This is a genomic window from Luteimonas chenhongjianii (assembly GCF_002327105.1).
Taxonomy (GTDB): Bacteria; Pseudomonadota; Gammaproteobacteria; order Xanthomonadales; family Xanthomonadaceae; genus Luteimonas; species Luteimonas chenhongjianii.
The window spans coordinates 1,978,172-2,001,843 of the sequence record NZ_CP023406.1 but is presented as its reverse complement, the minus strand read 5'-3'; the positions used below and the strand labels follow the sequence as shown (position 1 = coordinate 2,001,843).

The following is a 23,672-nucleotide window of genomic DNA, read 5'->3' as shown; positions in this document are numbered from 1 at the left end:
TGCAGCTGCGATACAGCCTCGCGAGGCATCTACGCCAGGCAATGGGCGCACGCGCCCCCGCCGCGCGGTCAGTCCTCGCGCAGACCGAAGCCGGCGGCCTTCGCCATCGTCACGAATCCGGGAAACGAAGTTGCGACGTTGGCGGTGTCGTCGATGATCACCGGTCCGCGAGCACGCTGGCCGGCAATCGCGAAGGACATTGCGATGCGGTGGTCGCCATGACTGTGGACGCGGCCGCCGGCAAAGCCATCCGCACGCCCGGCGATGTTCGCGCCATCAGGCGCCTCTTCGATCGCGACCCCGAGTGCGCGCAGGCCTGCGGCCATGGTCGCGATCCGGTCCGACTCCTTGACCCGCAGCTCCTCCGCGCCAGTCACCCGGGTCACCCCGGCCGCGCAGGCAGCGGCGATGAACAGTGCCGGAAACTCGTCGATCATGTCCGGCACGTGCTGCTCGGGCACATCGATGCCGCGCAGCGGCGCATGACGCACGCGCAGGTCGGCAACCGGTTCGCCGCCCTCCTCGCCCACGTTGGCCTCCACGATGTCCGCGCCCATCAGGCGCAGCACATGCAGCAGGCCGGTACGGCGCGGATTCATGCCGACGCGGCGCAGCAGCAGATCCGAACCGGGCACGATCGACGCGGCGACCAGGAAGAATGCCGCGGACGAGAAATCCGCCGGCACGCGCACATCGGTCGCTTGCAGGCGATAGCCGCCGCGCAGCCGTGCGAGGCCGGGTGCGAAGTCGACAGGCCAGCCGAAGGCGGCGAGCATGCGCTCGGTGTAGTCGCGGGTGGGACGCGGTTCGTGCACGACCGTCTCGCCGTCGGCATAGAGCCCTGCGAGCAACAGAGAAGACTTGACCTGCGCACTGGCCAGCGTGTTGTCGAACTCGATGCCGCGCAGTGCTTGACCGCCGTGGATCCGCAGCGGCGGCGTGCCACCCGCGCCAGTCTCGATGCGTGCACCCATGGCCGCCAGCGGCCCGGTCACCCGCCGCATCGGGCGCTTCGACAGCGAAGCGTCGCCGATCAGCGTGCTGTCGAAGGCCTGGCCTGCGAGCAGGCCGGCGAGCAGGCGCATGCCGGTGCCCGCATTGCCGCAGTCGAGGGGTCCGTCGGCGCGCCGCAGTCCGTCGATGCCGACGCCGTGCACGATGCGCACGCCCGGCTCGGGCGCCTCGATCCCCGCGCCGAGGCTGCGGAAGATCGCCTCGGTCGCGCGCGCATCCTCGCCCTCGAGAAACCCATCGATGCGCGAGGTGCCGTCGGCGATCGACGCCAGCATGATCGCGCGGTGCGAAACCGACTTGTCGCCCGGCACCCGCACTTCGCCACGCAGCGGCGCGCCCGGAGCCGCGGTCCATGACGCTTCGCTCATGGCACTGCGACCGGATAGGAGCCGAGTACACGGACTTCCCCGGCGAACGCGTCGATCTCGCCCAGCGCGTCCTTCAATGGCGATTCGTCGACATGGCCGTTGACCTCGATAAAGAACGCGTACTGCCACAGCGCCCCGTGAGCCGGACGCGACTCGATGCGGTTCATGCTGATGTCGCGTCGTGCCAGCGGCTCGAGGATGCGGTACAGCGCGCCTGGCTGGTCGCGGATGAAGACCATCAACGAAGTGCGGTCGTTGCCCGACGGCGGGAACGCGCCGCGACCGATCACCAGGAAGCGCGTGGTGTTGTCGCTGCGGTCCTCGATAGGACCCGCGATGACCTGCATGCCGTAGACGTGCGCGGCGTTCTCGCCGGCGATCGCGGCAGCGTCGTCGGACTTCTTGGCCCGGCGCACCGCCTCGGCATTGCTGACCACGGCATGCTTCTCGACGCCGGGCAGGTTCTCGCGCAGCCATTGCTTGCACTGGGCCAGCGACAGGCCGTGCGAGTACACGCGCTCGATGTCCTCGATGTGCCCCGTGCGCGACAGCAGGTACTGGTGCACGCGCAGCTCCACTTCACCGCAGATCTTCAGCGGCGAAGTGAGAAACATGTCGAGCGTGGACTGGATGGTGCCCTGCCCGGAATTCTCGACCGGCACCACGCCGAAGTCGGCATGGCCCGCGGCGACCTCGTCGAACACTTCCTCGATGCTCGCAAGCGGCAGCCCCTTGGCCGAATGGCCGAACTGCTTGTGCACGGCCTGCTGCGAGAACGTGCCTTCGGGCCCGAGATATCCGATCTTCAGCGGCTCCTGCTGGGCCAGGCAGGCCGACATGATCTCGCGGAACAGGCGCACCAGCTCGGCATCGGAAAGCGGGCCGTCGTTGCGGTCCACCACGCGGCGCAGCACCTGGGCCTCGCGTTCGGGGCGGTAGTAATCGACGGCCGCGGCGAGCTTGCCCTTGGCCTTGCCGACCTGGCGCGCGAACTGCGCGCGTTCGGCGATCAGGGTCTGGATCTGGCGGTCGATGCCGTCGATCTGCGCCCGTACCGCGTCGAGATCGGGCTTGGCGATGCCTGCGGTGGCCGCGGCCTTTGCAGCTTCGACCCCTGCCGTCGGCTTCGTCGCTCCGGAAGCCGCCCGTGTCCTCTTCTTCGTATCAGCCATTGCGCTTCTGGAAATCCTGCATGTAGGCGACGAGCGCGCGGACGCCCTCGACCGGCATCGCGTTGTAGATCGAGGCGCGCATGCCGCCGAGCACGCGGTGGCCCTTGAGGCCGATCAGTCCCGCCTCGCGCGCACCCTCCAGGAACGCCGCGTTGCGGGTGTCGTCAGCGAGGAAGAACGGCACGTTCATGCGCGAGCGCACCGCCGGATCGACCTCGTTGCGGTAGAAGCCACCGGACCCATCGATCGCGCCGTAGAGCAGCGCCGATTTCTCGTCGCTGCGACGGTCGAACTCGGCGGTGCCGCCCTCGTCGAGCATCCAGCGGAACACCAGACCGGCGACATACCAGTTCCACGTCGGCGGGGTGTTGAGCATCGAGCCGTTCGCGAGGTGGGAGCTGTAGTTGAAGATATCGGCGCGCGGCTGGCCGGCGCGCGCGAGCAGATCACGGCGCACGATGACGACGGAGATGCCGACCGGGCCGAGGTTCTTCTGCGCGCCGGCATAGATCACGCCGTAGCGGGAGATGTCGATCGGCTCGGACGCGATGCTGGAACTGAAGTCCGCGAACAGCGGCACATCGCCCGTATCGGGCGGGACCGCTCCCCAGGCCGGCCGGTACTCGACCCCGTGGATGGTCTCGTTGGCGGTGACATGCACGTAAGCCGCGCCGGGCGTCAACTGCCAGGACTCGCGCGCGGGAATCGAGCGATACCCGCCTTCCTCGCCGCTGGCCGCGATGTTGATCCGGACCGCCGGCGTCAGCTGCCTGAGTGCGGTCTTGCCCCAGTGACCGGTAACCACGTAGTCGACCGTGTCGCCGTCACTGGCGAAGTTCAGCGGCAGCAGCGCCTGCGCCGTGGTCGCGCCGCCCGCCATGAACAACACCGCATAGTCGTCTGGCACGCCCAGCAGCGTGCGAAGATCGGCTTCGGCTCGCGTGGCGACCTCCATGAACTCGGGGCCGCGATGGCTCATCTCTACGATGGACGCGCCGGCATCGCCCCATTCGAGCATGTCCGCCTGCGCCTGTTTCAGCACGCTTTCAGGCAGCGCGGCCGGTCCCGGAGCAAAGTTGTACGCGCGCGTCATTGCAGACTCCACAGGACGTATGGTCAGGGTCGGCAAGTATGCCGCAGCGCAACAGTTTGACGTGCCCGCAATGGTTGCGCTGGCAACGTATGTCGACCGGTCCACAACGGGCGCGCCCGCGCCGAGGAGCACCCATGTCATTGCGCGATGCGTTGCGGATCCGGGCGGCGGACATCACCGAAGAGGCGGTCTATCGCGATCGCCGCCGCCTGCTGGCCCTGATGGCGGCGGCGCCGGCGCTCGGACTTGCGGGATGCGCCGAGGCCGAGCCGCCGCCGGCCAGCACCACCCGCGTCACGTCCGCGCAGGCGAGCAGCGGATTCCGCACCGCGGAGCCGCTGACCCGCTTCGAGGACATCACCACGTACAACAACTTCTACGAGTTCGGAACGGGCAAGGGTGATCCGTCGAGCGCGGCAAAGACCTTGCGCACCTCGCCATGGACGGTCGAGGTCGGCGGCGAATGCGCCAAGCCCGGCCGCGTGTCGCTGCAGGACCTGCTTCGCGGCATCGCCAGCGAGGAGCGGATCTACCGGCTGCGCTGTGTCGAGGGCTGGTCGATGGTGATCCCTTGGGACGGCGTTCCGCTGGCATCGGTGCTGCGCAAGTTCGAACCGAACGCGAATGCAAAATACGTCGCGTTCACCACGCTCGCCGATCGCGAGCAGATGCCCGGGCTGCGCTTCCGTTCGATCCGCTGGCCGTACCGCGAAGGCCTGCGGATCGACGAGGCCATGCACCCCCTCGCCTTTCTTGCCACCGGCCTGTACGGCAAGCCGCTGCCGCAGCAGAACGGTGCGCCGCTGCGGCTGGTGGTGCCGTGGAAATACGGCTTCAAGAGCATCAAGTCGATCGCCTCGATCCAGTTCGTCGAGCGGATGCCCAGCACCGCATGGAACGATCTGCAGCCGTCGGAGTACGGCTTCTTCAGCAACGTCAATCCGGCCGTCGACCATCCGCGCTGGAGCCAGAAGACCGAACGGCGGATCGCCGGCACCGGCAACCGCCTGCTGGCGAACCGGATCGAGACACGCCCCTTCAACGGCTATGCCGATCAGGTGGCGTCGCTGTATTCGGGGATGGACCTGCGCAAGTGGTATTGACCCGTGCGGCGGCGGCGCAGCCTCGGCGCGCGACACCTGGCGGCATCGTTGCGGCCAAGGTACTCGTGCATCTGGCATGCCTGGCGCCGCTCGCCTGGCTCGCCTGGCGCGTCTGGCTGGTGCTGGGCGGCGCGAATGTCGACGCGCTCGGCGCCGAGCCGGTGGTCGCGATCGAACACGAGCTCGGCATCGGCGCGTTGCGACTGCTGCTGATCACGCTGGCGATCACCCCGCTGCGCCAGCTCACCGGCTGGCCGGCGCCGCTGCGCTTCCGGCGGATGCTGGGTCTCTACGCCTTCGTCTATGCGAGCCTGCACTTCGGGGTCTGGCTGGCGCTCGACCTGGTCGGTGACCTTTCGCAGGTCGCGACCGAGATCGCACGACGCCCCTTCATCACCGTCGGCTTCCTGGCGTGGCTGCTGCTGGTGCCCCTGGCGATCACGTCGACCAAGGGCTGGATGAAGCGACTCGGGCGCAACTGGGGTCGGCTGCACCGGGCGATCTACCTCATCGCAGCGCTGGCGGTCCTGCACTTCTGGTGGATCGTGAAGTCCGACTGGCGCGAACCCGCGCTCTACGCCGGCATCCTCGCGCTCCTGCTGGGCTGGCGCGCCTGGAAAGCACTGCGCCGGCGCGCGATGACGCACCAGGGGCAGCGGCGCGTGGACGCGCGCGCGGGTTGATCCAGGCGCCCGCTGCGTGCTGGCGGCCTGCAATTCCCCCTCGCGCCCTCAGGCAGCGCCGAACAGCAGCAGCGCCGCGAGCAGCCCTGCCAGTACCGCCGCCGCCAGAAGCAGCCAGGGCAGCGGAAGACCAGCACGTTGCCGCGCAATTCCATCGTCGATCAGCGGCTGCGGGTCGGGCACGCGGTCGTAGCCGCCCGTGTGCGCTGGACGCGCCGGCGCTTCGACGACGAATCGATGATGCGCATCGAACACGACCTGGTCGCCGGCCAGCAGCAAGCCGTCGCGCACGGCTTCTCCGTTGACGAGGCTGCCGTCGGCCGAGTCCAGACCGGTCAGGCGTACAAGGGCGCCGACGCGCTCGAGCCGGGCATGCCGGTCGGCGAAGCCCGGCTCGTCGATGCGGATGTCGGCCTCCGCGTGGCGGCCGACGAGCTTCGGGTGGTCGAGGGTGAAGCTGCGGCCGTGATAGCGCCCACCCACGCCGCGCAACACGATGCGCGGATCGGGCCCGTCTTCGGCGGCATCGAGCGTCGCGTCAGCGGAATGCGGCGCGACAGCACGCTCGGCGACCGGCACGGCCGAGACCAGCCGGAGCTCGAGGCCATCGACGAAGATCGCGTCCCCGGTCCGCAGCATCGCCATGCGCCGGATCTGCCGACCATTGACGTGCACACCGCCGACGCCCTCGCCGACCGACAGCCAGACGCCACGACGGTCGACGTTGAAGCGGACGCTCGGCGCCTCGCCTTCGGAGACAACCGCCAGGTTCCCACGCGCGCCACGGCCGATGCAGTGCACGCCGATATCCAGCGGGAGATCGGCTTGGTCGGGGGTCGGGAAACGCAGCTTGAGCGCGGTCATGCGGCGGCAATCTAGCACGGGCCCACATGACTGCCGCACGCTCACTTGGTCGATGCGGAGGCGCGACGCACAATATGCGCCCACGACACCGGCAGACGCGCATGGCAGGCATCGACATCATCCACCCCCACTCCCTGCCTCCGGCAGACGCCCGCAGCGCCGTCGAGGCGGTGGCGAAGAAGCTCTCCGAACGCTTCGACATGAAGTACGGATGGGAAGGCGACCGGCTCAATTTCAGTCGCTCTGGCGTGGACGGTGCGATCGCGCTGCAGCCCGACCAGCTGCACGTCACCGCGAAACTGGGCTTTCTGCTCTCGGCGATGCAGGGGCCCATCGAGGCCGAGATCCGCCGCATCCTGGCCGAAAAATTCTGAGCGATCCACGCCGCCGCGACGGCCAGGCCGTTCCGATCCGACGCCAGCAGGCATCGACTGCAAGAGGTAAGCGGCGGCGTGCATTCGCGGCGCCGCGTTCGCGTGCACGCCTGCGCAAGCACGCATCGTTCAGATCGCGCTCGGCTATTCTTCGCGGCTGCACGTGTACACGGACACCGGCATGACCACGCAGTGGCTTGGCGCGATCGGGGTGGCAATCGTCATCGGATTCGCGATTTCCTTCTATTTTCTCGGCTTCCAGCGCCGCCGCGACGAGGCCGCCGCCGGCATCGTCGCGCTGTCGGCGATTTCCTGGCGCGGCTTCATCGGCATGGTGCTCCAGGCACTGCGGCGCCGGGGCTATGTGCAGGTGGTCGATCGCGAGGACGTGTCCGGGGACCGCGACTACATGCTCGAGCGCGATGGCGCACGCTGGCTGTTGTCATGCAAACACGGATCGACCTATCTGCTCGGCCGCAACGCGGTCCAGGCGCTGTCGAGCGAGGTGCTGCTCAAGAGCGCCGCCGGCGGGTTCCTGGTGACCCAGGGGCGGATCGACGATGAAGCCCGCAGGGCGGCCGGAAAACAGCGTATCGAGCTGCTCGATGGCGCGACCCTTTGGCCCGAACTGCGCGACCTGATGCCGGCCGACGAACTCGAAGCCATCCGCGCGAAGACCGGTGCGGTCGCCCGTCAGCGCGTGTTGCTGGGATGGTTGTTCGCACTGCTGGCGGGCGTTGCGACGTACCTTGCCCTGCCCGCCCCCGAGCCGGCTGCGACGCCTTCGGCAGCCGGGGAAACCAGTGCCCCCGCCGAGCCGGTGCGCATCGAGGCTCCGCCCCCTGCGCCGGTGGAGCAGCAGCGCAGCGACCTTGCGCGCGCACTGGTCACGCTGCCCGGCGTGGATCGCGCGATCTGGATCACCGGCTCGACCCTGCAGGTGTTCGTTGCCCGCGTCGACGACCAGGCCACCGTCGATGCGGTCTGTGCGCTGGTCCTGCGCCATCCCGATCTCACGTCATCGCGCCTGCAGCTCACGCCGCCGGCGAACAGCGATCAGCCGACCCGCTTCCGGCAGTGCCGAAGCTTCTGAGACTCTATGGCGGGCCGCACTGCGTGCGCCCCGAGGCCGATCTTGTTCCAGACGCTTGTCGCCGCGCGCAATCGCCCGTAGAATTCGCGTCCCGATCGCGCCGCCCTTGTTGGCCGGCGCAGCGGAGACGGTCCGGAAACATGTGGACGCTCCGAGAGATCCGGGCGGTTAGCTCAGCGGTAGAGCATTGCCTTCACACGGCAAGGGTCACAGGTTCAATCCCTGTACCGCCCACCATTTGCACATCGCGTGTACGACAAGCCGGCCCATGGGCCGGCTTTTTCGTGCACCCGGCGTACGCCCGTCCCTGCACCGCGACTCGCGGAATGCTCCGGAATTCAGCGCGCCCTGGGCAATAGCGCTCCGTGCCTCCACGTCGGCTGCACGATCGCGCGCCTAGTCTGGCGCACCTTCAGGAACTCTTCCGCATGCGCGTCCAGGCTGGCTGCGAACTCTCGATCGAAACCGATGCGGCCAGCCCGGTCATCGCGATGCTCTGTCCGCGCGACGGATCGGCACGATGGCAGGTCAACGGGCGCCCGGGCTTCGAGCGCAGCCTGGGCTTCGACGAGCACGTGGACAGCTTCGGAAACCGTTGCCAGCGTTTCGTGCTGCCCGAGGGCCTCACCCGGCTGCGCATCGATGCGACCGTCGAGACCACGCCCGACATCCGCGTGGCCCGTGGGGCACCCGCGGTTGACCCTGCGGCATTGCCGGCCGAGACGTTGCAGTTCCTGCTGCCCAGTCGCTATTGCCCCTCGGATCTGGCGGCAATGTGGACGCGCGCACGCGACATCGTGGGCGCCGCCGCGCCGGGCTACGCGCAGGCCGAAGCGATCCGGCAATGGATCGCAACGCACCTCGAGTATCGCTACGGTGTCAGCAACGCCAGTACCGATGCCCAGGCCACGCTGGCCGAAGGGGCCGGCGTCTGCCGTGACTTCGCCCATGTGGGCATCACGCTGTGCCGTGCGCTCGACATTCCCGCACGCATGGTGGTCGGCTGGTTGCACGATCTCAAGCCGATGGACATGCATGCCTGGTTCGAGGCCTACCTCGGCGGCAGCTGGTACACCTTCGACGCCACCCAGTCCGCGCCGCGCGGCGGTCGTGTGGTGATCGCATATGGCCGCGACGCTGCCGACGTGGCCTTCCTGACCAGCTATCGGCCCCTGCGCACGCTGTCGCTGCGGGTATGGGCGGATCTCGACGATCGACCCGGCTTCGACGAAGACCTCGGCCACGCGGCCTGATCCCGGAGCGACCCTGCGATGCAACTCTTCAAGTGCTCGCATTGCGAGCAGGTGCTCTACTTCGAGAACAGCGAGTGCCTGCGTTGCGGCAAGACCCTCGGCTTCGTCACCGAAACCCTGACCCTGGAGGCGCTCGATCCCGACGGCGACGCCTGGACCACCGCCGCGCGGCCCGACCGACGCTACCGCTTCTGTCGCAATGCCAAGCATTCGGCGTGCAACTGGCTGCTGCCCGCGGACGACGCGCAGGCCTACTGCCGCGCCTGCCGCCACAACCGCACGATCCCCAATCTCGACAGCCCCGAGCGCCTGGGCGCATGGCAGAGGATCGAAGTCGCCAAACGCCGCCTGTTCTACACCCTGCTGCGTCTCGAGCTGCCCACTCCCACGCCCGGCAGCGGGGATCCGCAGCCGCTGTCCTTCGATTTCCTTGCCGATCCCGCGACTGGCGCCAAGGTGCTGACGGGACACGACAACGGCCACATCACCATCGCCCTGGCCGAGGCCGACGACGCCGTCCGCGAGGCCACGCGCCTGGCCATGGGCGAGCTCTACCGGACACTGCTGGGGCATTTCCGTCACGAGATCGGTCACTACTACTGGGACCGGCTGGTCCGCGATGCCGGGCCGGCCGAGCTCGCCCGCTGCCGCGCCCTGTTCGGCGACGACCGGCTCGACTACGGGCAGGCACTGCGGCGCTACTACGAGCGAGGCGCGCCCGGCGACTGGCAGGCGGCCCACGTGAGTCCCTACGCGACGATGCATCCCTGGGAGGATTGGGCCGAAACCTGGGCGCATTACCTGCACATCATCGACACGCTGGAGATGGCGTCGGCCTTCGGCATCCGCATCGCGCCCGACGTGACCGACGATGCGACGATGGAAACCGACATTTCCTTCGATCCCCACCGCGTCGCCGACATCCATCGCCTGGTCGATGCCTGGCTGCCACTGACGTGGGCGATCAACAGCCTCAATCGCGCGATGGGCCATGCCGACATCTACCCCTTCGTGCTGGCGCCGCCGGTGGTCGAGAAGATGGCCTATATCCACGGCCTCGTCCGCCAAGCCCGGCACACCGCAACGGGAGGCCGGGCGCCGCGAGGCGATGTCGGCCAGGACGCGGAGCGCGCCTGACTGATCCGCCCCACCTGCGCCACAATCCGGTTTCCCATGCACTTGCCGCGTCTGCAGCGGCGCGTTCCGGAGATCCCATGCCCACACGTTTCAGCGAAATCCTGCGGCAGTCCTGCGAGACCACCTGGACGCGCGCGATCGAGCATCGTTTCGTCCGCGAACTGGGCACCGATGAGGTCGCCGACGACGTGATGGCGCGCTATCTGGTCCAGGACCACCGTTTCCTCGACAGCTTCCTGGTCCTGCTGGGCGCGGCGATCGCCAGCAGCGACCGCTTCGAATCGCGGCTGACGCTGGGCCGGTTCACCGGCATGGTCAGCGGCGAGGAGAACACCTATTTCCTGCGCGCCTTCGACGCGCTGGGCGTCGACGCGGATGCACGCATGCGCACGCCGGACACGAAGGCGACGGCCGGCTTCAAGGCGATCATGCGGGAAGCTGCCGCTACCCGCTCCTACGCGGCCACGCTGGCGGTGCTCAATGTCGCCGAGGGTCTCTACCTCGACTGGGCCCAGCGCGCGCCCCGCCCACTGCCGCAAAGCTTCGTGCACGCCGAGTGGATCACGTTGCACGACAACCCGATGTTCGCGGATTTCGTCGCCTTCCTGCAGGCCGAACTCGACCGCGTCGGCCCCGACGAGGCTGCGGGCGCCGCCGACTTCTTCCGCCGGACCGTGGATCTCGAACTTGCGTTCTTCGATGCCGCCTACGCACGGAGCGACCGCTGATGACGCTGTTCGAGCGCCTCAAGGCCGCCGCGCCGGATGCATGGCGCAGCTACGTCGCCCACCCGTTCGTCGCAGCGATGGGGGATGGCAGCCTGCCGGAGCACGCGTTCCGGCGTTACCTCGTGCAGGACTACCTGTTCCTGATCCAGTTCGCGCGCGCCAATGCGCTGGCCGCCTACAAGAGCCGCACGCTGGCCGACCTGAGGGCGGCCAAGGCTGGGCTGTCGGCGATCGTGGACATGGAACTCGACCTGCACCTGCGCCTGTGCGCACGCTGGGGGCTGTCGCCGGCCCGGATCGAGGCAACGCCGGAGCATCGGGCCACGGTGGCCTATACCCGCTTCGTGCTCGACTGCGGCATGTCCGGCGATCTGCTCGACCTGCATGTCGCACTGGCGCCCTGCGTGCTCGGGTACGCCGAGATCGGCCGCGCGCTCGCACCGGCGGGAGTGGAGGCACTGCACGCGCATCCGTATCGCGAATGGATCGGCGAATACGCCAGCGATGCCTATCAGGACGTGGCCGCGGCCGCGTCGCGGCATCTCGACGACCTCGGCGCGCGCTATCTGGGCGCCAACAGGTTCGACGAACTCGCCGCCCTGTTCGCCAAGGCCTCGCGGCTGGAGGCGGATTTCTGGCAGATGGCGCTCGACGCCAGCGAGCCCTGAGGGCCGCCGAGTGCCGGGCCCGCCCGTCGCGACGGACGGCGCCGGCATGGGGATCGATCGCCCCGCCGGCAGATGCACCTATACGGCCGGCCGACTTTCACCCAGCCGGCGCGTGCGGTGATCGCCTGCCCCGCCGCACGGCGGCGGCCCATGCGTGGTGATCCCGCTCATAGCGCGGCCTGGCGCAGACCAGGCCGCGCGCGGCACTTACTCGCCCAGACCGGCGACCTGGCCGACCTGCTTCTCTTCCTCGGATGCCTCGCGCACGTCCACGATCTCGATCGCGAAGTGCAGGGTCTTGCCGGCGAGCGGATGGTTGCCGTCGATTGTGACCTCGGTCTCGCCGACCTCGACCACGGTGACGAGCATCGGGCCGGCGCCGCCGTGGGCCTGGAACTGCATACCCGGCTCGATGGTGTCGATGCCCTGGAACGCCTGCTTCGGCACGGCCTGGACCAGGCTGTCGTTGCGCAGGCCGTAACCTTCTTCAGGCTTCACATCGACTTTCAGCGAGTCACCGGCCTTGCGGCCCTCGAGTGCATTCTCCAGGCCCGGCACGATATTGCCGCCGCCGTGGAAGTAGGACAGCGGACGGTCTTCTGGCGACTTGTCGATGACGTTGCCGTCGTCGTCGGTCAGGGTGTAGTGGAAGGTGGCGACGCGCGCAGCGACGATGTCCATGGATGTACTCCTTGGATGGAAGTGAAGGGAGGATGTGCTGCGAGTGCACCGGCGAAACCCACGGTGAGCAACGATGGAACGCGGACCACGATACCGGCCAGCCCCGATGCGCGCAAATTGCGGGCAACAGTTTCGGCGGCGAGACGCCCGATGGGCGCCCTGCACCCGGCGACCCATGGACTGACTGGTCGGCGGGCGTTCACACCGGTTTCCTCCGCGCCGCGCTGCGTGAACATCTCCGCACGGCATTCATCAATTTTCCGCAGCGGATCGCGGCCATGTCACGCCCCGAGTCGATGCAATCGGCCGCCGATGCGTGGCGCCAGCGCGGCTCGGGCACGTCCGGAGCCGCAATGCGGTCTAATACCCGCATGTCACATCCCACGTCTTCTGCCAGGCCGCAGCTGCTGCATCCGCGCAACCGTCACCAGGGTCATTACGACTTCAAGCGGCTTACGCGCGTGTCACCTGCCCTCAAGCCATACCTGCTGCGCACGCCAGCCGGCGACACCAGCATCGATTTCGCCGATCCACGCGCGGTGCGCACCCTCAACCAGGCACTGCTGAAGGCCGACTACGGTGTCGCCCACTGGGAAATCCCGGAGAGCTACCTGTGTCCGCCGGTGCCCGGCCGCGCGGACTACATCCACGGCCTGGCCGACCTGCTGGCCAGCGACTGTGGCGGCGAGCCACCGCGCGGGCCCTCGGTGCGCGTGTTCGACCTGGGCACCGGCGCCAATGCGATCTATCCATTGATCGGCCACGCCGAGTACGGCTGGCGCTTCACGGGATCCGACATCGACCCCACCGCCCTGCGCATCGCCGACGCGATCGTCCGGGGCAACGGCCTGACCGACGCGATCGAACTGCGCGCCCAGACCTTGCGCGGGCATCTCTTCCACGGCGCCATGCGTCGCGAGGAGCGTTTCGACGTCACCCTGTGCAATCCCCCGTTCCACTCCTCGGCCACCGAAGCCTCGCGCAGCGGTCGGATCAAGCGCGCCAACCTGGCCGCGCACTCGGACGGTCCGCCCCGCGCCTCGCGCAAACTGCCGCTGAACTTCGGCGGGCGCGACGGCGAACTCTGGTGTCAGGGCGGCGAAGCCCGCTTCGTGCGCAAGATGATTCGCGAAAGCGTGGATTTCGCGGATCAGGTCCTGTGGTTCAGCAGCCTGGTGTCGAAATCTGCGCACCTGCCGGGCCTGCGCAGTGAACTGCGCAGGGCCGGTGCCGGCGAAGTCCGCGAAGTGCCGATGGCCCAGGGCAACAAGCAAAGCCGTTTCCTGGCATGGACCTTCCACGCCTCCGATGCCCGCCGCGCATGGTGGGCCGACAAGGCTGGCGACCGGACGCCGCCGACCCCGGCGCACGGAGACGCCTGACCCCAGCGCCGGCAGATGCCCGGCCCTGCGCCCGCCCCGCGCTGTCTAGGCTGACCGCTCCCTCCGAAGGACCGGACCGATGCCGAGCGCTCCGAGACTGCGCAGCCTCCTGTGTGCCATGGGCCTTCTCGCGGCGGGCGGGGTCGCCCATGCGCAGACCGGCGAGCAGGGCCTGATCTGGCGTGCGGGCGATCCATTCGTGTTCTGCCGCTACGGCCTGGACCAGACCCCGAAAGCCTGGTTTCCGGTGCCCGACTACGCCACCTCGATCCCCGCGATCACCCCGGGGTATTGCCCAGCGCCGACGACGTTCTGCTACTACCAGACTGGCTGGAGCCTGGAGGAGATCGCGGCCTACTTGACCTATCTGCGCATCTGCCCGCAGGCGGAGCGCTCCGGGCGCTGGGAAGGCACCGGCGACGGCACCCAGGCGCCGATCGCGCACTGAAGCGGTTGTTCACCGCGCGCGGCTGGAACCACGCGACCGGACCCGTTCCGAGCTGCGGTGCCCCCACCACAGCTGCAACTGCGACCCGACAAGGGGCTTGCCGCGACATGCTCCGCGGGCCCGCGTGCCGTGGGCCGCCGCCTTTGCCGGCGCGAAGGCTGTCCCGATCCGCGCGCCCCTGTCCGAGGGCGAGGAATACCTGTCGGGCCGCGCACTACGGTTGCGTGAGGAATACCTGTCGGGCCACGCACTACGGTTGCGTTTCGACGCGGTGCGCGACGACGGCGGGTTCACTGCCGCGCTGGCCTGATCAAGCACTTCCCGGGTCCGCCCCGTCCCACGAGGTTTTCCGATGGCTCTGATCCACTCGATCCTGATGGGCGCCGTCGCCGGCATGCGCGCGATGACGCCGCTGGCGGCCGTTGCCAACGCTGCGTGCAACGGCACCCTGCCGGCCGGTAACGGTGCACCGCGCCTGCTCGGCAACCGGCTCGCATCCACCGGCGCCAAGCTGCTGGCGGCAGGCGAGCTCGCCGGCGACAAGATGGAAAGTGCGCCGGACCGTACCGTTGCGGCGGGCATGCTGGCGCGCATCGCGACCGGCGCCATCGCCGGAATGGCCTTGGCACCGCGCGAGCAGCGTCCGCTGGCCGCAGCGCTCGGCGCCGCCGCCGCGGTGGGCGCAGCCTATGTGACGTTCAACATGCGCATCCGCGCGATGCAGCGCTTCGGGCAGAAGTCGACCGGCGCTGTCGAGGATGCGATCACCGTGGGTTGCGCTGCACTGATCGCCAGGAGCGCGGCCAAGTCCTCCCGCCGTTTCCCACTTCTGCGCCGCCACTGAGCCCGGGCTCCGGCTCCGCCCGCCGGGCGCACGCTCGCCTTTAGCGGGCAGGCGTCAGCCGGGCGCCGGCGCTTGGGTGTCTCGCGCCTTCCGTGGCGGTGGCTTCAGCCTCCCTGCAATAACAGCACCGCCTGAAATTGTTGTCCGTGCCATCACGAATGGCTGATCGCCCCGATCGGAGACTGCGGGCCAGAGCGAGGCGCCCACGATGCGGATCCACCACCTCAATTGCATCTCCACCTGCCCGCTCGGCGGGCACCTGATGGATGGCCGCACGCATGACCTCGTACGCGGCCATCTGACCTGCCACTGCCTGCTCGTCGAAGCACCGGACTGCCTCGTGCTCGTGGATACCGGGCTGGGGCTGCGCGACGTGGCGCATCCGCGCGCGCGCCTGAGCGCATTCTTCCTCGGCCTGCTGCGCCCCGAATTCCGCGCCGAGATGACGGCCGTACGCCAGATCCAGCGCCTCGGTTTCCAGCCGGCCGATGTCCGCCACATTCTGCTATCGCATCTGGACTTCGATCATGCCGGCGGCCTCGACGACTTCCCGCAGGCGACCGTGCACATGCTGGCGCGCGAACGGGATCACGCGGTACTGCAGAAGAGCTGGCTGGACCGCCAGCGCTTCCGCCCGCAGCAATGGGCCAGCCGCGGTCGCTGGCGCACCTACGAGCCGGGCCGAGGCGAGGCCTGGATGGGCTTCGACGGCGTGCCCGATCTCCAGGGCGTGCCACCAGGCGTGTTGCTGGTGCCGCTGCCCGGCCATACGCATGGGCATGCCGGCATTGCGGTCGACGCCGCCCCGCGCTGGCGCCTGCTTGCGGCGGACGCCTATTTCCACGAACGCGAAATGGACGCATCGCCGCAGTGCCCGCCCGGCCTGCGCTTCTATCAGTGGATGATGGAACTCGACCGCGGCGCCCGTCTGCATAACCAGCAGCGCCTGCGCGAGCTGCGCCACAGCGCCGCAGACGTCGACGTCTTCTGCTCTCACGACCTCGCCGAGTTCGAACGGCTGAGCGGCCGCTCGGCGCGCCTGCCGGCGCACGCACTGGCATGGCCCGCCTGAAGCCTGCCTGCGGCCGCGAGGCGATCGCCTGCCCCGGTCTCGGCATCCGGGAACCGTCGCCTCTACAATGCGCGCCCCCCGAAGCGGTCGCAGCGCATGAACATCGTCGTCCTGGAAGAACTCAAGGCCTACATCGACCCGTTGACGAGCGACGAGTACGAGGCCCTGGAGCGTAGCCTGCTGGCCGAAGGCTGCCGCGACGCGCTGGTGCTCTGGGGTGATGTGCTGGTCGACGGGCACAACCGCTACGGCATCTGCCAGAAGCACGGAATCCCGTTCAATACCCTGCAGAACACCCGGTTCCAGTCGATGGAAGACGTGCATCTGTGGATGATCGAACAGCATCTGGGCCGTCGCAGCGTGTCCGACTACCAGCGCGGCGTGCTGGCGCTGCGCAAGCGCGACATCATCGCGGCGCGCCAGCAGGCGCAGCGCACGGCGGCTGTGGAGCAGGCCGGCTCGGCCGATGTCGCCGATGCGCAGACCGATGATCGCCCGCCGTGGGACGATGCCCCCGCCCCGGTGAGCCGGGCCGAACTGGCACGCGAGGCCAAGCTCAGCAGCAACCAGGTGCTGATGATCGAGCGCATCCACTCGCAGGCCACGCCGGAAGTGGTGGGGGCGCTGAAGGCCGGGGAGATCTCGCTCAGCGCCGCAGCGGCGGTCGCCAGTCTGCCGGCAGACGAGCAGCGCAGCGCTGCCCAGGCGGGCAAGGAAGAGCTCAAGCAGGCTGCGCGACGCGCGCGCGAGGCGAAGAAGCGGCCGCGGCCGGACCAGTCCGGCGAGGGCGAGGACCCCGCGCCGGACGCGAAGTCGCTGCAACGCCGGGTTACCCAGCTCGAGCGCGAGAACGCGGAGCTCCGCGCCCAGGTCGAAGCCCTGCAGGCCCAGCTGCAGCGCCTGCGCAGCTGATCCAACCGGGGCCGGGGAGAAGTCGCCAGCCTCCCCGCGCCCCTGACGCCACGGCTGCCGACCAGACCCTGAACGGGCCAGCGGGCGGATTTGCGCCGTAGATGAGACAATGCGGCGCTCAATCGCATAGGAGTCTCCGTGGCCAAGCCCAATTACTCGTTCGAAAAGCGTCAGCGCGAACTCGCCAAGAAGAAGAAGCAGGACGAGAAGGACGCCAAGAAGCGCGCAGAGCGCGACGCCGCCAAGGGCGCCGCGACGCCCGCGGAGTAATCGACCTACCACGCAGGTCTTGAGCCTCGGGAACCCGTCGCGCCCGTCCCGGGCCTGGTGGGTCCCGCTCCCGGCAGACAAATGGAATGCGCGCCCCGCGCCACATTCCACGGACGGCTTCGCGGCAGTCGAGCGCCGGTCACCGTCATCGCGCCGTCGTCCTCATCGTCCGATCAGTCAGCGTTCTCCATCCCGCTCCGCAGCGTCGGCGTCGGCGCACTCGGCATGAGCTGTCCGGACTGTCCTGCGCCACTGACTGCCCTGGCCGCTCCGCTTTCGTGCGCCGCGATCGCGCAAGTTGGCCTCCGGCACGTTGCCGCACGCCGGCAGCAATACTCTTGCGGGGTTCGCAACAGGCACCTGCGCCCCGCGAACGTGGATGCCTGCCGCCGTAGGCCTCGGCCCATGCGCGCGCGGCGGGCACCATATCTTCGCGGCGGCCACACCCGCGCGGCCTGATGCTGCGGTCATGCCTGAAGGTCCATCGATCGTCATTCTTCGCGAACTTGCCCAGCAGTTCGTCGGCCGCAAGGTGCTGCACGTCGAAGGCAACAGCAAGCAGGACATCGCCCGTCTGCGCAATCGCACGTTGCGGGCGGTGCGCAGCTGGGGCAAGCATTTCCTGCTGGAGTTCGACGGCTTCAGCGTGCGCATCCACTTCCTGTTGTTCGGCAGCTGGCGCATCAACGAGACCAAAGCCGCAACGCCGCGGCTGGGCCTGGGGTTCAGCAAGGGCGATGCGCTGAATTTCTACTCGTGCTCGGTTCGCTTCATCGAGGGCGACCTCGACGCCGCCTACGACTGGGGTGTCGATGTGATGAGCGAGGCCTGGGACCCCGCGCGTGCGCGCCGCACCTTGCGCGCGAAGCCGGACGCCCTGGCTGCCGATGTCCTGTTGGACCAGGACGTGTTTGCCGGCGTGGGCAACATCATCAAGAACGAAGTGCTGCATCGCATCCGCGTGCATCCCGAAAGTACCGTCGGCGCCCTGCCCGCGCGCAAGCTCGGCGAGCTTGTCGCCGAGGCACGCGCCTACAGCTTCGATTTCTATCGCTGGAAACAGGCGTTCCAGCTCAAGAAGCACTACCAGGTGCACACCAAGACCACGTGCCCGCGGGACGGCACACCACTGAGCTATCGCAAGCATCTGGGTCGGGCGCAGCGCCGGGCGTTCTGGTGCGACACCTGCCAGCGGCGCTATGGAACGACCGAAGCATCGATGAGTGTCGCCGACGAGGCAGCGGCAGGCTGAGCGCCCGCGCTGCGGAGTGGCTTCGGAGAGCGGCGATGCCAAACGCCGCGCAGGCATCGCCTAGGCGACTGCGGCGCTCCGGCGCTCCACCCTGAAATCGATCGGCTTGTAACTGAAGTTGTTCGATTGTCCCGCCGAGCACGCGGTCATCGCGACGACCATCGGCATCTCGGCGCGCAACCGCACGAAGTCCCCGGCGCGGCTTAGCGGGGGCAGGACACTCACCACCCCAGCTTCGTCGAAAGCGACGTGCATGAAGATGTTGAAGGCCACCGGGATGCGGTCGATCCCGATGCCATAGGGCGCGAGCGCTGCCGCGAGATTGCCCTCGCAGCCCGGGCGTCCTTCCTCCTCGCCGTAGAGCATCTCGAACATCTTCTTGGAGCACGGCGTCAGGGTGAAATCGTGGCGGCCGCAGGTGTCCTCCAGAATGGTGAACATCGGCGTGCTCCGGTTCGAGTAGAGCAGATCGCCGCTGCTCAGCCAGAGCTTGGAGGCGTAGTCGATCGAGCGGCCGGATGACAGGTACTCCGCCGTATCCGCAAGCGAAAACGCGGTCAGATCACTGACCTGCTGGCCCATCGGATCGATGACGATCAGCTCGTCGCCGGTGTCGAGTTCCACCGCGCGCCCCGAGCACGGGGCAATGCGTTCCACGCTGCCCACCACCATCAGCGCGGGCTCCGCACGCGGAAGGGACAGGTCCAGCCGGCCTCTGCCTTGCGGCCGCTGTACTGCCGGGTCTCGGCCGCTGCGCCGAAGTCGGCCAGGTTCGGGTTGATCCCGCCCTGCAGCGCGGTGTCGCGCTCGCGCGTCGCGGCCTGCATCTTCTGGTAGCGGCCGTCCTCGCGCAGCCGTTCGAACTGGCGATGCGAATTGAAGACCATCGCAGGCCAGGCGAAACGCCGCGCGATGCGCGACGCGCCCGGATGCAGGCCGATCACGAAGAAGGGATGCCCCGCCAGGCTCAGGCTGAAATGCGGGTCGTCGGGATTGCGGCTGACGTCGGCCGCCCATCGCGTGCCGCGACGCACGTCGAGGTCATGCAGCCGCTGCAGCTGCGACCACAGCAGCGCCTCGAAGCGCTGCTCGTCTGTGTCCTGCGGCCCGTCGAACAGGGCGACGAAGGAATGCACCGTGCGGTCGGCCTGTGGCATGCCATCGACCATCGACGCGAAGGCGCCGAGCGCGTCGAGGACCGGCGCATCGTTGGCACGGTCCCCGAGCTTGCCGAAGGTATGGGTCTGGATCGCACCCTTCGCCAGTGCCGCCTTGGACCCGACGCATGGAAAGGTGGGCGCGTCGACGAAGGCCAGAAACTCCTCCGCGACCACAGTTGACGGCGCTGTCTCTGGGGCAGCTGCGGCGGGCGCCACGTCGGCGCGGGAGGCATGGGGACAGCGCAGCGCGCTGGGACGTGCATTGGTCATTGAAGAAACCTTGGACTACCGCGGCTCGCGGACGTGTACGCAAGGCTAGATCCCGCTGCCGCACCGGCACGTGTAGGCGGCCCCTGTCAGGCGATGTTGCATTCACGCCGGATTGGCGGTTGTGTGGCCCGCGTCGTTTTGCCGAGGAGAATGCGGGGCAGCCGGGTCCAGCCTCGCTACACTGCCCAGCCCACGCCGCCGAACTTCCCCATGTCAGAACCCGTCCGCCTCGCCAAGCGCCTCGCCGAACTTGTCCAGTGCTCGCGCACCGAAGCCGAGCAGTACATCAAGGGCGGATGGGTGACCGTCGATGGCCGGGTGGTCGAACTGCCGCAGCACATGGTGACCACCGAGGTGGTGGAACTCGATCCTGCAGCGCGCCTGGCCGCCGTGGAGCCGGCGACGATCCTGCTGCACAAGCCGGCCGGTTATGACGCCATCAGTGGTCCGAAGATGGCGGCAGGCCTGGTGGTGCCTGCGTCGCGCTGGGACGAGGACCCGTCAGGCGTGCGCCTGCTCGAACGTCACTTCCAGCGACTGACGCCGCTGATGCCGCTCGACAACGAGGCCAGCGGCCTGATGGTGTTCTCGCAGGATGGCCGCGTCTGGCGTCGGCTGACCGAGGACCGCGACGAGATCGAGCAGGAATTCGTCGTCGAGGTCAGCGGCGAGATCGCGCCCTACGGCCTGCGCAAGCTCGCCCATGGTCTGCAGTACGGCGGTCGCGACCTGCCGCCGTGCAAGGTCAGCTGGCAGAACGAGGTGCGCCTGCGGTTCGCGATCAAGGGCGTCCAGGGCGGCCAGTTGCGGCACATGTGCGCGCAGGTGGGGCTCGAGGTGGTCGCGATCCGGCGCATCCGCATCGGCAAGGTCCCGCTTGCGAAGATGCCGGTGGGTACCTGGCGCTATCTGCCGGCCGGCGAGCGCTTCTGAGGCTGCTGCGGCCGCCCCTCTGACTCCCGCCCGGCCCGACGGGCCACGCCGCCCGGAATTCCGGGCCCGACCGGCAATCGTGTCGGCGCCGGCTCAACCGTAATAGTCGACGCCGATCAGTGTGCAGATTTCCTGCTCGTTGTAGCCGTGGAAGCGACGCCCGCGCGTGGTGTGCTGGCGTGCGAAGAGCTTGCCGTTGGCCTGGTTGCGCTCGCGCTTTTCCTGCACAAGCCACTTCGCGTAGTCGTGGGTGAGGTTCCGCTCCCGGGTGGGGTCGCGCTTCAATCGGGCCATCGTCTGCATTCTCGTCGGCTGCGGTCCCGGCGCCAGCGCCGGATATGCGGCGCACAGGATACGCGGCGCTGGCGTTTGCGGGGACAATGGGCCGCCCGCGCGCGATGTCGCGCGCTCGCGGATCGACCGGAACACGCATGAGAACCTTCGTACTGCGGGCGCGCGCCGCGCCCACCGACAGCCAGGCCCTGCTGGCATCCATCGGCAAGGACGCCCACAGCGAGATCCTCGCCCATACGCTGATGAACGCCGTGTTCGTGGCGCAGTCGCACCGGCGCGACGTCATCGTTTACCTGGTGCTCGAAAGCACGCGCGACTTCTCGCGCACGGTCCGTTTCGAGGTCGACGCGATGCGCGATATCGGCGGCTTCGACGAACGCGCCCTGCTCGGCAAGATCGCCGCCGCGCTCGATGCGTCGCGGGGCATGGCCAAGGACGAGACGCGCGAAGTGGAACCGGGCGTGGAAGTGCGCACGACGAGTTTCGAGCGCCTGGTGCAGGGCCTGGCAGCGGACCACCAGCTGTTCCTCATGGACCCCAAGGGCACGCCGATCCGCGAGCAGACGTTCGCCGACAACCCCTGTTTCCTGCTCACCGACCATATTCCGATGCCGAAGAAGGCGGTACCGGGCCTGGAGCGGATGGGCGCGAAGAAGATCGCGCTGGGCCCGCAGATGCTGTTCGCATCGCAATGCGTGGTGCTGATCCATTACGAACTGGACCAGCGCTGAGCCGGCACTCCGCAGCTCCGACGGACCGCAGGGCGGGACGACCGAATCAGGCGCCGCGCACCCGCATCGTCAGGCCCTTGAGGAAATTGCGCAGCAACTGGTCGCCACAGGGGCGGAAGTTGCGGTGTCCGGCCTGCCGGAAGAGTGCCGACATCTCCGGCTTGGAGATCGGAAAGCCGGCGTCGGCGAAGATCGCGTGCATGTCGACATCGGTGAGCTCGAACGCCACGCGGAGTTTCTTCAGCACCACGTTGTTGCTGATACGCGCCTCCACCGGCCGCGGCGGCTGGCGGTCGTCGCGGCCGCGACGCTGCACGATCAGGCCGTCGAGCACGTGGGCCAGCACCGCATCGCTGCAGGGCACATGGCCGGGCTCGTCCTCCTTGAGCAGCAGGGCGGGCACCTGCTCCTTCTCCAGCGGGAACGCGGGATCGGCCAGGTGGGCCAGATCGACCAGTTTCTGGTCGCTCAGGTCGAGCATGTAGCGGATGCTGCGCAGGACGTCGTTGTTGATCATCGAAAGCCGGGTTGCGGAACGGGAGCTGCAGTCTAGCGGCGCGGCGGCGCCGGGGACGGATCCGCCGCGGAAATCGCAGCAGATACGCGCCTGCGATGGCGACCGACGGCGGCTCCCGCTCCGGGCCGCCGTACCGACCCATCAACTGTCGACGTCTTCCGCCTGCGACCGCTGCGGCGTATCGACCAGCCTGTCGACGGGGTAGCCCATCGCGCGCGCCTGCTCGATGAGCCGGGCGCGCACGTCCGGATCGAGCTGCGGCGTGCGCGACAGGATCCACAGGTATTTCCTATCGGGGGCCCCGACCATCGCCCAGCGGTATTGGGACTCGTCGAGCGCGATCACCCAGTAGTCGCCCCAGACCATCGGCAACCACGAGAGCCATCGAGGTGCGAAGCGGACCTCCAGCGTGGCGCTGTGACCGCCGACTTTCCGCGCGACGCCGCGCGCCTCGTTGAAGCTGCCATCGGCCCTGCGGCAGCGGTTCAGTACCGCCACCGTGCCATCGGCCTCCAGGCTGTAGTGCGCGGTGGTGTCGCCTACGCACTTGCGCTGAAAGAACATCGGCAGGTGCGCCTGCTCGTACCAGGTGCCGGCGTAGCGCTCGAGATCCACTTCGGCCACCGGCACGTTGGGGAGCGCTGGCGGCGCGGCGCCGGCGCTTGCGGCGGCAGACAGGCCGGCGACGGCAAGCAGATGGGCGATGGGAAGACGCATGGGCCGCTCCGGCAAAAGCCGATTGTCCGGGCGGCGCGCGTACGCGGGGTGTGAGATGTCGGCGCGCCGCATCAGACGAACCGATCCGGCAGGCCCGCTACGCGGGATTAACCGCCCTGCCCGTCTACTGCCGGCACCGCTCGGGAGCACCCACATGACCGCCAGGAACACGATCTGCCTGTGGTACGACGGCGGCGCCCTGGACGCCGCGACCTTCTACGCACAGACCTTTCCCGACAGCGCCGTCGGCGCTACCCATCGCGCACCCGGCGACTTCCCGTCCGGCCGACAGGGCGACGTCCTGACGGTCGAGTTCACGGTGATGGGCATCCCCTGCCTTGGCCTCAACGGCGGGCCAGCGCACCGCCACAGCGAGGCATTTTCCTTCCAGATATCGACCGAGGATCAGGCCGAGACCGACCGCCTGTGGAATGCGATCGTCGGCAACGGCGGCCAGGAAAGCGACTGCGGCTGGTGCAGGGACCGTTGGGGACTGTCCTGGCAGATCACGCCGCGCGCGCTGATCGAAGCGATCTGCGACCCCGCCCCCGCCGCCGCGAAACGCGCCTTCGACGCGATGATGACCATGCGCAGGATCGACATCGCGGCGATCGAGGCCGCCAGACGCGGCTGATCCGG

The 23,672-nt window shown here is 68.6% G+C and carries 29 protein-coding genes and 1 tRNA gene; 20 read left to right on the top strand and 10 right to left on the bottom strand.

Features of this window, described 5'->3' with window-relative positions; translation table 11 throughout:
• Positions 1 to 68: 68 nt before the first annotated feature.
• Genes aroA through serC form a run of 3 tightly spaced genes read right to left on the bottom strand, consistent with a single transcriptional unit; the run spans position 69 to position 3,647 of the window.
• On the bottom strand, positions 69 to 1,382 hold the full coding sequence (gene aroA, locus CNR27_RS09160) for a 3-phosphoshikimate 1-carboxyvinyltransferase (protein ID WP_096298144.1): 1,314 nt from the start codon (positions 1,380 to 1,382) through the stop codon (positions 69 to 71).
• Entirely contained in the window at positions 1,379 to 2,554 is a 1,176-nt protein-coding gene (pheA, locus tag CNR27_RS09155) for a prephenate dehydratase (RefSeq protein ID WP_096298142.1), read from the bottom strand. Before pheA ends, aroA begins: the two co-directional genes overlap by 4 nt.
• Complete coding sequence (serC, locus tag CNR27_RS09150; protein WP_096298140.1) at positions 2,547 to 3,647, bottom strand: phosphoserine transaminase; 1,101 nt, start codon at positions 3,645 to 3,647, stop codon at positions 2,547 to 2,549. Before serC ends, pheA begins: the two co-directional genes overlap by 8 nt.
• Positions 3,648 to 3,781: 134 nt before the next feature.
• Between serC and msrP the strand changes: the two genes are divergently transcribed.
• Complete coding sequence (msrP, locus tag CNR27_RS09145) at positions 3,782 to 4,750, top strand: protein-methionine-sulfoxide reductase catalytic subunit MsrP (protein ID WP_096298138.1); 969 nt, start codon at positions 3,782 to 3,784, stop codon at positions 4,748 to 4,750.
• A gap of 44 nt (positions 4,751 to 4,794) precedes the next feature.
• Complete coding sequence (locus tag CNR27_RS09140) at positions 4,795 to 5,433, top strand: protein-methionine-sulfoxide reductase heme-binding subunit MsrQ (RefSeq protein ID WP_096300485.1); 639 nt, start codon at positions 4,795 to 4,797, stop codon at positions 5,431 to 5,433.
• A gap of 48 nt (positions 5,434 to 5,481) precedes the next feature.
• Here CNR27_RS09140 and CNR27_RS09135 read toward each other — a convergent pair whose 3' ends face one another.
• Positions 5,482 to 6,297, bottom strand: a complete 816-nt coding sequence (locus CNR27_RS09135; protein WP_096298136.1) for an FHA domain-containing protein — start codon at positions 6,295 to 6,297, stop codon at positions 5,482 to 5,484.
• A 101-nt stretch (positions 6,298 to 6,398) separates the two neighbouring features.
• On the opposite strand from CNR27_RS09135, the gene CNR27_RS09130 reads away from it, so the two are divergent.
• The 7 genes from CNR27_RS09130 to CNR27_RS09100 all read left to right on the top strand — a co-directional run bounded on the left by CNR27_RS09130 (position 6,399) and on the right by CNR27_RS09100 (position 11,550).
• Positions 6,399 to 6,671 (top strand): polyhydroxyalkanoic acid system family protein, encoded by a 273-nt coding sequence (locus tag CNR27_RS09130; RefSeq protein WP_096298134.1) that lies wholly within the window; start codon positions 6,399 to 6,401, stop codon positions 6,669 to 6,671.
• A 181-nt stretch (positions 6,672 to 6,852) separates the two neighbouring features.
• Positions 6,853 to 7,764 carry a restriction endonuclease gene (locus CNR27_RS09125; RefSeq protein ID WP_123833083.1) on the top strand — a complete coding sequence of 304 codons (912 nt, stop codon included), beginning with the start codon at positions 6,853 to 6,855 and terminating at the stop codon, positions 7,762 to 7,764.
• 162 nt (positions 7,765 to 7,926) lie between these two features.
• Positions 7,927 to 8,001 (top strand) — tRNA-Val (locus CNR27_RS09120).
• A 191-nt stretch (positions 8,002 to 8,192) separates the two neighbouring features.
• On the top strand, positions 8,193 to 9,017 hold the full coding sequence (locus tag CNR27_RS09115) for a transglutaminase domain-containing protein (protein WP_096298130.1): 825 nt from the start codon (positions 8,193 to 8,195) through the stop codon (positions 9,015 to 9,017).
• A gap of 18 nt (positions 9,018 to 9,035) precedes the next feature.
• Positions 9,036 to 10,154, top strand: a complete 1,119-nt coding sequence (locus CNR27_RS09110) for a zinc-binding metallopeptidase family protein (RefSeq protein ID WP_096298128.1) — start codon at positions 9,036 to 9,038, stop codon at positions 10,152 to 10,154.
• Between the two features lie 77 nt (positions 10,155 to 10,231).
• Positions 10,232 to 10,882, top strand: a complete 651-nt coding sequence (locus tag CNR27_RS09105) for a TenA family protein (protein ID WP_096298126.1) — start codon at positions 10,232 to 10,234, stop codon at positions 10,880 to 10,882.
• A complete protein-coding gene (locus CNR27_RS09100) occupies positions 10,882 to 11,550 on the top strand; it encodes a TenA family protein (RefSeq protein ID WP_096298124.1) in 669 nt (222 codons plus the stop codon). Before CNR27_RS09105 ends, CNR27_RS09100 begins: the two co-directional genes overlap by 1 nt.
• Before the next feature lie 207 nt (positions 11,551 to 11,757).
• Here the strand turns inward: CNR27_RS09100 and CNR27_RS09095 are convergent, their stop codons facing one another.
• Entirely contained in the window at positions 11,758 to 12,231 is a 474-nt protein-coding gene (locus CNR27_RS09095) for an FKBP-type peptidyl-prolyl cis-trans isomerase (RefSeq protein ID WP_096298122.1), read from the bottom strand.
• A 371-nt stretch (positions 12,232 to 12,602) separates the two neighbouring features.
• On the opposite strand from CNR27_RS09095, the gene rlmF reads away from it, so the two are divergent.
• The 8 genes from rlmF to CNR27_RS09060 all read left to right on the top strand — a co-directional run bounded on the left by rlmF (position 12,603) and on the right by CNR27_RS09060 (position 18,411).
• A complete protein-coding gene (rlmF, locus tag CNR27_RS09090) occupies positions 12,603 to 13,613 on the top strand; it encodes a 23S rRNA (adenine(1618)-N(6))-methyltransferase RlmF (RefSeq protein WP_096298120.1) in 1,011 nt (336 codons plus the stop codon).
• A gap of 118 nt (positions 13,614 to 13,731) precedes the next feature.
• Positions 13,732 to 14,061: a hypothetical protein gene (locus CNR27_RS09085; protein ID WP_096298118.1), complete on the top strand. Its 330-nt coding sequence runs from the start codon at positions 13,732 to 13,734 to the stop codon at positions 14,059 to 14,061.
• Between the two features lie 124 nt (positions 14,062 to 14,185).
• Complete coding sequence (locus CNR27_RS09080; RefSeq protein ID WP_096298116.1) at positions 14,186 to 14,371, top strand: hypothetical protein; 186 nt, start codon at positions 14,186 to 14,188, stop codon at positions 14,369 to 14,371.
• Between the two features lie 42 nt (positions 14,372 to 14,413).
• Positions 14,414 to 14,905, top strand: a complete 492-nt coding sequence (locus tag CNR27_RS09075) for a DUF4126 domain-containing protein (protein ID WP_096298114.1) — start codon at positions 14,414 to 14,416, stop codon at positions 14,903 to 14,905.
• Between the two features lie 208 nt (positions 14,906 to 15,113).
• Positions 15,114 to 15,977: an MBL fold metallo-hydrolase gene (locus tag CNR27_RS09070; protein ID WP_096298113.1), complete on the top strand. Its 864-nt coding sequence runs from the start codon at positions 15,114 to 15,116 to the stop codon at positions 15,975 to 15,977.
• A gap of 96 nt (positions 15,978 to 16,073) precedes the next feature.
• The gene (locus CNR27_RS09065; RefSeq protein ID WP_096298111.1) at positions 16,074 to 16,889 is read left to right on the top strand and encodes a plasmid replication/partition related protein; all 816 of its coding nucleotides are present in this window, start codon (positions 16,074 to 16,076) and stop codon (positions 16,887 to 16,889) included.
• Between the two features lie 138 nt (positions 16,890 to 17,027).
• Positions 17,028 to 17,159: a hypothetical protein gene (locus tag CNR27_RS15810; protein WP_255409794.1), complete on the top strand. Its 132-nt coding sequence runs from the start codon at positions 17,028 to 17,030 to the stop codon at positions 17,157 to 17,159.
• A 469-nt stretch (positions 17,160 to 17,628) separates the two neighbouring features.
• Complete coding sequence (locus CNR27_RS09060) at positions 17,629 to 18,411, top strand: DNA-formamidopyrimidine glycosylase family protein (RefSeq protein WP_096298110.1); 783 nt, start codon at positions 17,629 to 17,631, stop codon at positions 18,409 to 18,411.
• Positions 18,412 to 18,471: 60 nt separating this feature from the next.
• On the opposite strand, the gene CNR27_RS09055 is transcribed toward CNR27_RS09060, so the two are convergent.
• Together CNR27_RS09055 and gntA are read right to left on the bottom strand one after the other, a co-directional pair.
• Positions 18,472 to 19,083 carry a DUF1989 domain-containing protein gene (locus CNR27_RS09055; RefSeq protein WP_096298109.1) on the bottom strand — a complete coding sequence of 204 codons (612 nt, stop codon included), beginning with the start codon at positions 19,081 to 19,083 and terminating at the stop codon, positions 18,472 to 18,474.
• Entirely contained in the window at positions 19,083 to 19,841 is a 759-nt protein-coding gene (gene gntA, locus CNR27_RS09050; protein ID WP_096298107.1) for a guanitoxin biosynthesis heme-dependent pre-guanitoxin N-hydroxylase GntA, read from the bottom strand. Before gntA ends, CNR27_RS09055 begins: the two co-directional genes overlap by 1 nt.
• 210 nt (positions 19,842 to 20,051) lie before the next feature.
• On the opposite strand from gntA, the gene CNR27_RS09045 reads away from it, so the two are divergent.
• Positions 20,052 to 20,774, top strand: coding sequence for an rRNA pseudouridine synthase (locus tag CNR27_RS09045; RefSeq protein WP_096298105.1), 723 nt, complete (start codon positions 20,052 to 20,054; stop codon positions 20,772 to 20,774).
• Positions 20,775 to 20,867: 93 nt separating this feature from the next.
• Here the strand turns inward: CNR27_RS09045 and CNR27_RS09040 are convergent, their stop codons facing one another.
• On the bottom strand, positions 20,868 to 21,068 hold the full coding sequence (locus tag CNR27_RS09040) for a hypothetical protein (protein WP_157745372.1): 201 nt from the start codon (positions 21,066 to 21,068) through the stop codon (positions 20,868 to 20,870).
• Positions 21,069 to 21,205: 137 nt separating this feature from the next.
• Here CNR27_RS09040 and trmY point away from each other — a divergent pair, with 137 nt between their 5' ends.
• A complete protein-coding gene (gene trmY / locus CNR27_RS09035; RefSeq protein WP_096298101.1) occupies positions 21,206 to 21,799 on the top strand; it encodes a tRNA (pseudouridine(54)-N(1))-methyltransferase TrmY in 594 nt (197 codons plus the stop codon).
• 46 nt (positions 21,800 to 21,845) lie between these two features.
• Here the strand turns inward: trmY and CNR27_RS09030 are convergent, their stop codons facing one another.
• Positions 21,846 to 22,316, bottom strand: a complete 471-nt coding sequence (locus tag CNR27_RS09030) for a YehS family protein (RefSeq protein ID WP_096298099.1) — start codon at positions 22,314 to 22,316, stop codon at positions 21,846 to 21,848.
• 141 nt (positions 22,317 to 22,457) lie between these two features.
• Positions 22,458 to 23,033 (bottom strand): lipocalin family protein, encoded by a 576-nt coding sequence (locus CNR27_RS09025; RefSeq protein WP_096300483.1) that lies wholly within the window; start codon positions 23,031 to 23,033, stop codon positions 22,458 to 22,460.
• 154 nt (positions 23,034 to 23,187) lie between these two features.
• On the opposite strand from CNR27_RS09025, the gene CNR27_RS09020 reads away from it, so the two are divergent.
• Positions 23,188 to 23,667, top strand: coding sequence for a VOC family protein (locus tag CNR27_RS09020; protein ID WP_096298097.1), 480 nt, complete (start codon positions 23,188 to 23,190; stop codon positions 23,665 to 23,667).
• The last annotated feature ends 5 nt before the right edge of the window (positions 23,668 to 23,672 follow it).

Bases quoted from the DNA above. Each gene is read 5' to 3' on its own strand.
- CNR27_RS09085 (WP_096298118.1), top strand. From the start codon at position 13,732: ATGGGCCTTCTCGCGGCGGGCGGGGTCGCCCATGCGCAGACCGGCGAG.
- CNR27_RS09065 (WP_096298111.1), top strand. From the start codon at position 16,074: ATGAACATCGTCGTCCTGGAAGAACTCAAGGCCTACATCGACCCGTTG.
- CNR27_RS09125 (WP_123833083.1), top strand. From the start codon at position 6,853: ATGACCACGCAGTGGCTTGGCGCGATCGGGGTGGCAATCGTCATCGGA.
- CNR27_RS09115 (WP_096298130.1), top strand. From the start codon at position 8,193: ATGCGCGTCCAGGCTGGCTGCGAACTCTCGATCGAAACCGATGCGGCC.
- serC (WP_096298140.1), bottom strand. From the start codon at position 3,647: ATGACGCGCGCGTACAACTTTGCTCCGGGACCGGCCGCGCTGCCTGAA.
- CNR27_RS09100 (WP_096298124.1), top strand. From the start codon at position 10,882: ATGACGCTGTTCGAGCGCCTCAAGGCCGCCGCGCCGGATGCATGGCGC.
- CNR27_RS09105 (WP_096298126.1), top strand. From the start codon at position 10,232: ATGCCCACACGTTTCAGCGAAATCCTGCGGCAGTCCTGCGAGACCACC.
- msrP (WP_096298138.1), top strand. From the start codon at position 3,782: ATGTCATTGCGCGATGCGTTGCGGATCCGGGCGGCGGACATCACCGAA.
- CNR27_RS09030 (WP_096298099.1), bottom strand. From the start codon at position 22,316: ATGATCAACAACGACGTCCTGCGCAGCATCCGCTACATGCTCGACCTG.
- CNR27_RS09045 (WP_096298105.1), top strand. From the start codon at position 20,052: ATGTCAGAACCCGTCCGCCTCGCCAAGCGCCTCGCCGAACTTGTCCAG.
- pheA (WP_096298142.1), bottom strand. From the start codon at position 2,554: ATGGCTGATACGAAGAAGAGGACACGGGCGGCTTCCGGAGCGACGAAG.
- CNR27_RS09135 (WP_096298136.1), bottom strand. From the start codon at position 6,297: ATGACCGCGCTCAAGCTGCGTTTCCCGACCCCCGACCAAGCCGATCTC.
- CNR27_RS09060 (WP_096298110.1), top strand. From the start codon at position 17,629: ATGCCTGAAGGTCCATCGATCGTCATTCTTCGCGAACTTGCCCAGCAG.
- CNR27_RS09075 (WP_096298114.1), top strand. From the start codon at position 14,414: ATGGCTCTGATCCACTCGATCCTGATGGGCGCCGTCGCCGGCATGCGC.
- CNR27_RS09110 (WP_096298128.1), top strand. From the start codon at position 9,036: ATGCAACTCTTCAAGTGCTCGCATTGCGAGCAGGTGCTCTACTTCGAG.
- gntA (WP_096298107.1), bottom strand. From the start codon at position 19,841: ATGACCAATGCACGTCCCAGCGCGCTGCGCTGTCCCCATGCCTCCCGC.
- aroA (WP_096298144.1), bottom strand. From the start codon at position 1,382: ATGAGCGAAGCGTCATGGACCGCGGCTCCGGGCGCGCCGCTGCGTGGC.
- CNR27_RS09025 (WP_096300483.1), bottom strand. From the start codon at position 23,033: ATGCGTCTTCCCATCGCCCATCTGCTTGCCGTCGCCGGCCTGTCTGCC.
- trmY (WP_096298101.1), top strand. From the start codon at position 21,206: ATGAGAACCTTCGTACTGCGGGCGCGCGCCGCGCCCACCGACAGCCAG.
- CNR27_RS09040 (WP_157745372.1), bottom strand. From the start codon at position 21,068: ATGGCCCGATTGAAGCGCGACCCCACCCGGGAGCGGAACCTCACCCAC.
- CNR27_RS09055 (WP_096298109.1), bottom strand. From the start codon at position 19,083: ATGGTGGTGGGCAGCGTGGAACGCATTGCCCCGTGCTCGGGGCGCGCG.
- CNR27_RS09020 (WP_096298097.1), top strand. From the start codon at position 23,188: ATGACCGCCAGGAACACGATCTGCCTGTGGTACGACGGCGGCGCCCTG.
- CNR27_RS09070 (WP_096298113.1), top strand. From the start codon at position 15,114: ATGCGGATCCACCACCTCAATTGCATCTCCACCTGCCCGCTCGGCGGG.
- rlmF (WP_096298120.1), top strand. From the start codon at position 12,603: ATGTCACATCCCACGTCTTCTGCCAGGCCGCAGCTGCTGCATCCGCGC.
- CNR27_RS09130 (WP_096298134.1), top strand. From the start codon at position 6,399: ATGGCAGGCATCGACATCATCCACCCCCACTCCCTGCCTCCGGCAGAC.
- CNR27_RS09095 (WP_096298122.1), bottom strand. From the start codon at position 12,231: ATGGACATCGTCGCTGCGCGCGTCGCCACCTTCCACTACACCCTGACC.